4 protein-coding genes are annotated in these 5,597 nt (G+C 35.1%); 3 read left to right on the forward strand and 1 reads right to left on the reverse strand.

Annotated features, from left to right (window positions below):
* Nucleotides 1-156 precede the first annotated feature (156 nt).
* A complete protein-coding gene (locus tag ABY905_RS13370; protein ID WP_372644697.1) occupies nucleotides 157-864 on the forward strand; it encodes a DUF5715 family protein in 708 nt (235 codons plus the stop codon).
* Between the two features lie 87 nt (nucleotides 865-951).
* On the opposite strand, the gene ABY905_RS13375 is transcribed toward ABY905_RS13370, so the two are convergent.
* A complete protein-coding gene (locus ABY905_RS13375; RefSeq protein ID WP_372644699.1) occupies nucleotides 952-2,091 on the reverse strand; it encodes a DEAD/DEAH box helicase in 1,140 nt (379 codons plus the stop codon).
* Between the two features lie 229 nt (nucleotides 2,092-2,320).
* Here ABY905_RS13375 and ABY905_RS13380 point away from each other — a divergent pair, with 229 nt between their 5' ends.
* Together ABY905_RS13380 and ABY905_RS13385 are read left to right on the forward strand one after the other, a co-directional pair.
* On the forward strand, nucleotides 2,321-4,414 hold the full coding sequence (locus tag ABY905_RS13380) for a hypothetical protein (RefSeq protein WP_372644701.1): 2,094 nt from the start codon (nucleotides 2,321-2,323) through the stop codon (nucleotides 4,412-4,414).
* A gap of 56 nt (nucleotides 4,415-4,470) precedes the next feature.
* On the forward strand, nucleotides 4,471-5,532 hold the full coding sequence (locus ABY905_RS13385; RefSeq protein ID WP_372644703.1) for a DUF6340 family protein: 1,062 nt from the start codon (nucleotides 4,471-4,473) through the stop codon (nucleotides 5,530-5,532).
* Nucleotides 5,533-5,597 lie beyond the last annotated feature (65 nt).

Genomic DNA, 5,597 nt, shown 5'->3' on the forward strand with positions numbered 1-5,597 from the left:
GTGGTAGAATTGCGTGGGAGTAAGAGGTTTGTGGTGTAGTTTTTAAAGAAATACAATCACCTTAGTAGATCTAAATGGGGTTCGTTGATAAGATTCTTCACCTACCAATTTGTTGAGAACTCCTTTTTTTTAACTTTGTTCAAGTAAAATATCGACATGAATAAAAGAAAAAAAAAGTATAGTATTCGTAAAATTCTAGTGGCAGCTGCAATATTCGCAGCTATTGTGTTTTTAATATTCTTAGCTCTAAACCCAACACCCAAAGGCAAAAACATAAACAGGTTCTCTGTTCCTGTGCTTACAAAAGCTGAAAAGGGAGCGCTGCGCCGCTATAATAACGATTATCATCTTGAGGTAGCCCAAAAAAAGGGCTTAGAAAAACCTTTGGATTCAAAAGATGATTATAAAGCAAACCCTAAAGAGTTTGGTAGCCGTTATCAACTCGACGAAATAGCCGATAACAAATACTATGAAATACCTCATTTATCAAATTCATTACCTTACCTGCAAGCACCAGCAAAAGAATTTTTAGAACTACTTGGCGAAAGGTTTTGCGACCAACTCGAAGATTTAGGAATTAAAAAATATCGGTTTTCAGTTACATCCATATTACGAACCCTAAAAGATCAAAGATCGCTACGCAAAAGCAATGTAAATGCTACGGCAAATAGTTCATCGCATTATTATGGACGAACTTTCGATATTGCCCAAACACGTTTTTTTGAGAGAGGTAATAGTAAACCTGTTTATACCTACCGCCTTCGAAATATATTACTGCGTGAATTAATAAAGCTGCAAGATGAGGGTAAATGTTACGTTCTTCTTGAAAGACAAACAAAATGCATTCATGTAACTGTAAGGTAGCTAAGAATTATTCAATTGTAATTTATAGATAAGCAAAATGCCCAGCTCAAAATTGAACTGGGCATTTTTTTATATCTGTTTCACGAATCAATAGCCATGCATATCAATCTCTGAACTATCAATCATTGGCACTTCTTTTTTCATCTTATTCTGAATCACCTTAAAGTGATGCTCTTCATCAGGAGAGATAAAAGAAATGGCTTCACCTGGTGATTCTGCACGACCAGTTCTACCAATACGGTGCACGTAATCTTTGGGCGATCGTGGTAATTCGTAGTTAACCACATAAGGCAGAAATTCAATATCGATACCACGAGCCAAAAGGTCGGTTGTAACTAATACACGAATATTTCCTGCTTTGAATCGTCTTAAACTCTCCGTACGAGAATTTTGACTTTTTCTACTGTGAATGGCAACCGCATGTACATTATTTCGGCAAAGTTTATTGGCAAGCGCATCGGCTCTAAAGGCAGAGGATGCAAAAACCAAGACTTGTTTTAAATTATTTTTTTTGATCAAATAGCGCAAGAGTGGCCCTTTTTTATCTTCAGTAACTAAATAGGCCACCTGGTTAATCAGTTCTAGATCTTCCTCCTTCGATTCAATTTGGATCACTTCAGGATGATGTAATAATACCTGCTTGATATTATCAACATCTTGGCTCAGAGTCGCTGAGAATAATAGATTCTGACGCTTTTTAGGTAGAAGAGCAAAAATACGATCCATCTCGTCCTTAAAGCCCATGTTAAGTATTTTGTCTGCTTCATCAAGCACCAAAGTGTCAATATCCGAAAGATGAACAGCGTTGGATTCTTCCAATTCGATTAATCGACCAGGAGTGGCAACTAAGATGCTAACACCCTGCAGAGCGATCATTTGTGTGTTGATGGAAACCCCACCAAAAATTGCCAGTGTTTTTACTCTTTCAGGCAAAGCCATCGTAAATGTGCTAAATACTTCCTGGACCTGAACGGCAAGCTCACGTGTAGGAACTAAAACGAGAACTTTAACATGTCTGTTTTTAAGCGGTTTATTGCTCAGATTGTTTAGGATAGGTAGGACGTAACTCGCTGTTTTACCCGATCCTGTTTTTGCAATACCTAAAACATCCTTATTGCTCAGAATAGCAGGAATAGCTTCCTTTTGAATGGGGTAGGGCTGTGAGTAATTCTCAATAGCCAAAGCTTTTAATAAGAAAGGAGATAAACCTAAAGATGTAAATGACATTATTTTGATTTTAAATTATACTTGAGCATCAATTTGAATCAGCAAAGATACGGCAAATTATATGGGGAAGCTTGAGACTGTGGCTTGCTTTTTGCAAAATATTTGGGCCTTTTTCTTTCTATTCAAACATTCGAATGAATTATGATGAGGAAATCGCCTTTTTAGATCTTATAATGATTCAATAGATGGAAGAGTTTATTAAATTTGTTGAAACTTAAAAAATATTCTTTTGAACATCTCCATTCTAACTGAGCATTCCTTGTGGTGGTTATTGCCTATCGTTTTGTTGGCAGTTTCATTGGTGTATGTTCAGTATTATTATAAAAACCCTTTAAAGAACGATTTATCTTTCATCAGAACATTGACTTTGGCAAGTTTGCGTGCTTTGGTCTATATCGGCTTGTTATTTCTTTTACTTAACCCACGTATTAAATACAGTCAGGAACGAATAGAGAAACCTCTATTGATTTGGGCTCAGGATAATTCTCAATCATTAAAGTTAAGTCAAGATTCAAATTATTATAAAAGCGAGTATTCTCAGGATGTAGATGCTGTTTTAAAGAAACTCGAAACTAAATATGATATTCAAAAACTAAGCTTCGGGCAGAATGTTAAACTTGTTGAGGATTTTGATTTTGCAGATCAATCAAGTGATTACTCGTCCTTATTTTCATATCTCAAAAACAATATTCAAGCTAATGATCAAACTCAAGTCATTTTGGCTGGTGATGGCTTATATAATAAGGGGAACGATCCTCGTTTCTCGGTACAAGAGATTAAATGCCCGGTGCATACAATCACTTTGGGCGATGAGGCGAATCAAAAAGATATATCCATTCTCTCATTAAGAAGTAATAAGCTTGCCTTTCTAAAATCGAATACTCCGGTCCGCCTTGCTTTAAAAGCTGATTTTTGTTTAGGCGAAAAGATTAAAATTCAGGCTCGCTCAGGTTCTGAGATTCTGTATCGAGATACGCTAAGTATTTCGGCTGATGATTTCTTTGTAGAAAAAGACTTTTTTATCTCACCAAGTCGAACGGGTTTACAGACTTACGAATTGCAGATTCAGCCTTTAAAAGGAGAGGTGAATCTTAAGAACAATACGCGAAAACTGATAATCGACGTCTTAGATAGTAAACGCAAAATTGCGATCTGTTACGATTCTTATCATCCAGATATTGCTGCCTTACAATCGGCTTTACACGAAAAGGCTAACTTTTCTATTAGTTTGATTGACGTTTCGAAACAGCAAATTGATTTTTCTGATTATAACCTGATGATTCTATATCAGTTGCCATCTTTTAAAAATAACGCAACCCGCTTTTTCGATCAGCTAAAGCTTTCAAATTTACCTTTTATGATGATTCTGGGTGGAGGAACAGAAATCAATCGTTTAAACCGTTTAGATTTAGGACTGAATGTTGTTCGAGAAAATGAAGTTTTTCAAAATTCCAGAATTGAATTTGATTCAAATTTTTCACTCTTTGAAATAAGCCAGGATAATAAAGAAACAATACAGAATTTTCCACCACTACTATCACCAATGGCAAAATATCAGTTCAGTAAGGAAATAAATGTTATGGGAACTCAACTAATAAAAGGAATTCCAACTGATATTCCTTTATTCGTATTTTCTCAAAACAATGAACAAAAACAGTGCTATATATTGGGGGAGGGAATTTGGCGATGGAAATTGCAGGATTATAAGCTGAACAACTCTCACGCGTGTTTTAATAGTTTAATTAATCAGATGGTTCAATATCTTGCTCTAAGAGTGAAAAAGAATCAGTTAAATATTCAGTACGATAAAGTATATAAGGAAACAGATGCCATTCAAATAGAAGCACAACTCTATAATAAAAGCTACCAAGCAACGAATACTGCAGACATTAAGTTTTTATTGAAGAATGAAAAAGGGGAGGAATTTGCTTACCAGTTCGAACGGCTAGGAGATGTTTATAAGTTAGAATTGAATAATCTGCTTTCTGGCAATTACCAGTTTGAAGCGAGAACAAAAGCTTTTGATCAGGAACTCGTTCAAAACGGAGCTTTTGTAATTAGTTCTGAAAATTTGGAAGCGAAGGAATTGAAAGCTAATTCTGTCCTATTAAAAAACTTGTCAGAACTGAGCAATGGGATGCATTTTACCTTATCTCAAATGGCACAATTATCTGATAGTTTTGTGATCAATAATAAGATGAAGTCTCGAATTGTAGTTGAAAATAATTTCAGTTCCTTACTTAATTTTATCTGGATTTTATGTTTTATTATAATAATACTGGTTTTGGAATGGTTTTTGAGAAAGTACTGGCTCGGAATCTAGATTTATATCTAGTTTCTGATTCTATTTTAACCCCAGTTGTCCTAAATAATTAATTTATGAAATTTACAATATCCCCACTGAAGTTAATCTATTGTGTTATAATCTTGTTGGTTGTCTCTATGCCAGCTTGTAAAACAATATCTTCAGTGCAGTTTCAAACCTTGGAGGCACCTCAGGTAGTTCTACCTTCCGATGTTAGTCGCATTGCTTTTGTTGATAGAAATCAGCATTTTCCATCTGATTCTGTCATGAATTATTATTCTATTACTGGTGTTTCAATAAAAGATACAATTGACCATACACGAGATATGTCATTGAATTGTTATCAAGGTTTTGTTGAGAATTTATCTGAATTCTGGCCACAAGATTCTATTCCCTTTATTCGTCTTCCTAAAGAAGTGATGCCAGATACAATTCGCCATTTTACGCCTTTAAGTTGGGAAACTGTTGATAGTATTTGTCAAGTAAGTCAGTCAGACGTATTAATTGTTTTAGAAGATATCCAAGCTTTTAATAAACATGATATTGTTGAGGGTGATATCTATTGGGCTTTTACTGATGTGCATTATTATGGGAAATGGCGCATATACGATCCCTTATACAAGAAGTTTTATGACGATAGATTACTCGTAGATAGTTTATTTATGGAATCTTCAGATCCGAGTTTTAATAAATTGGTGAGTGAAAAATTACCAAGCAGGGAGCAAATGTTGAATGATGCGGCTTATGAGCTAGGAAGGACTTATGTCGATTTAATCTCACCTAGATGGGTAGATGTTAGTCGTAAGTATTTTGTTTCTGGTGATAAACGCTTATCTGCAGCTCTTTATTATATGAATAAGAACGAGTTTGAGAAAGCAATAAGTTTGTGGGAAAGTCTGACAAGAGAGAAGAATTTGAAGTTGGCAGGACGTGCGGCATACAATTTAGCTGTTGTGCATGAAATGAAGGGCGACCTGAAAAATGCAAGGGGCTGGATACGCAAATCAATCTATTTATATAAAAGCATGAAAAATAGACCTGATGAATATAAAGAAATCGAAGCTTATGCATTAGTTTTGAACTCCCGTTGGGAGAACGGAAAGAAAATCAAACGATTCTTTGGTGAAGGCGAATAAGTTTAAAGGATAAAGTGCAACAGACAAGTTCGTTTTTTTATTTTCATCATCACATCATCACATCA

The organism is Ancylomarina sp., from assembly GCF_041555295.1.
Lineage (GTDB): Bacteria > Bacteroidota > Bacteroidia > Bacteroidales > Marinifilaceae > Ancylomarina.

Bases quoted from the DNA above. Each gene is read 5' to 3' on its own strand.
- ABY905_RS13375 (WP_372644699.1), bottom strand. From the start codon at position 2,091: ATGTCATTTACATCTTTAGGTTTATCTCCTTTCTTATTAAAAGCTTTG.
- ABY905_RS13370 (WP_372644697.1), top strand. From the start codon at position 157: ATGAATAAAAGAAAAAAAAAGTATAGTATTCGTAAAATTCTAGTGGCA.
- ABY905_RS13385 (WP_372644703.1), top strand. From the start codon at position 4,471: ATGAAATTTACAATATCCCCACTGAAGTTAATCTATTGTGTTATAATC.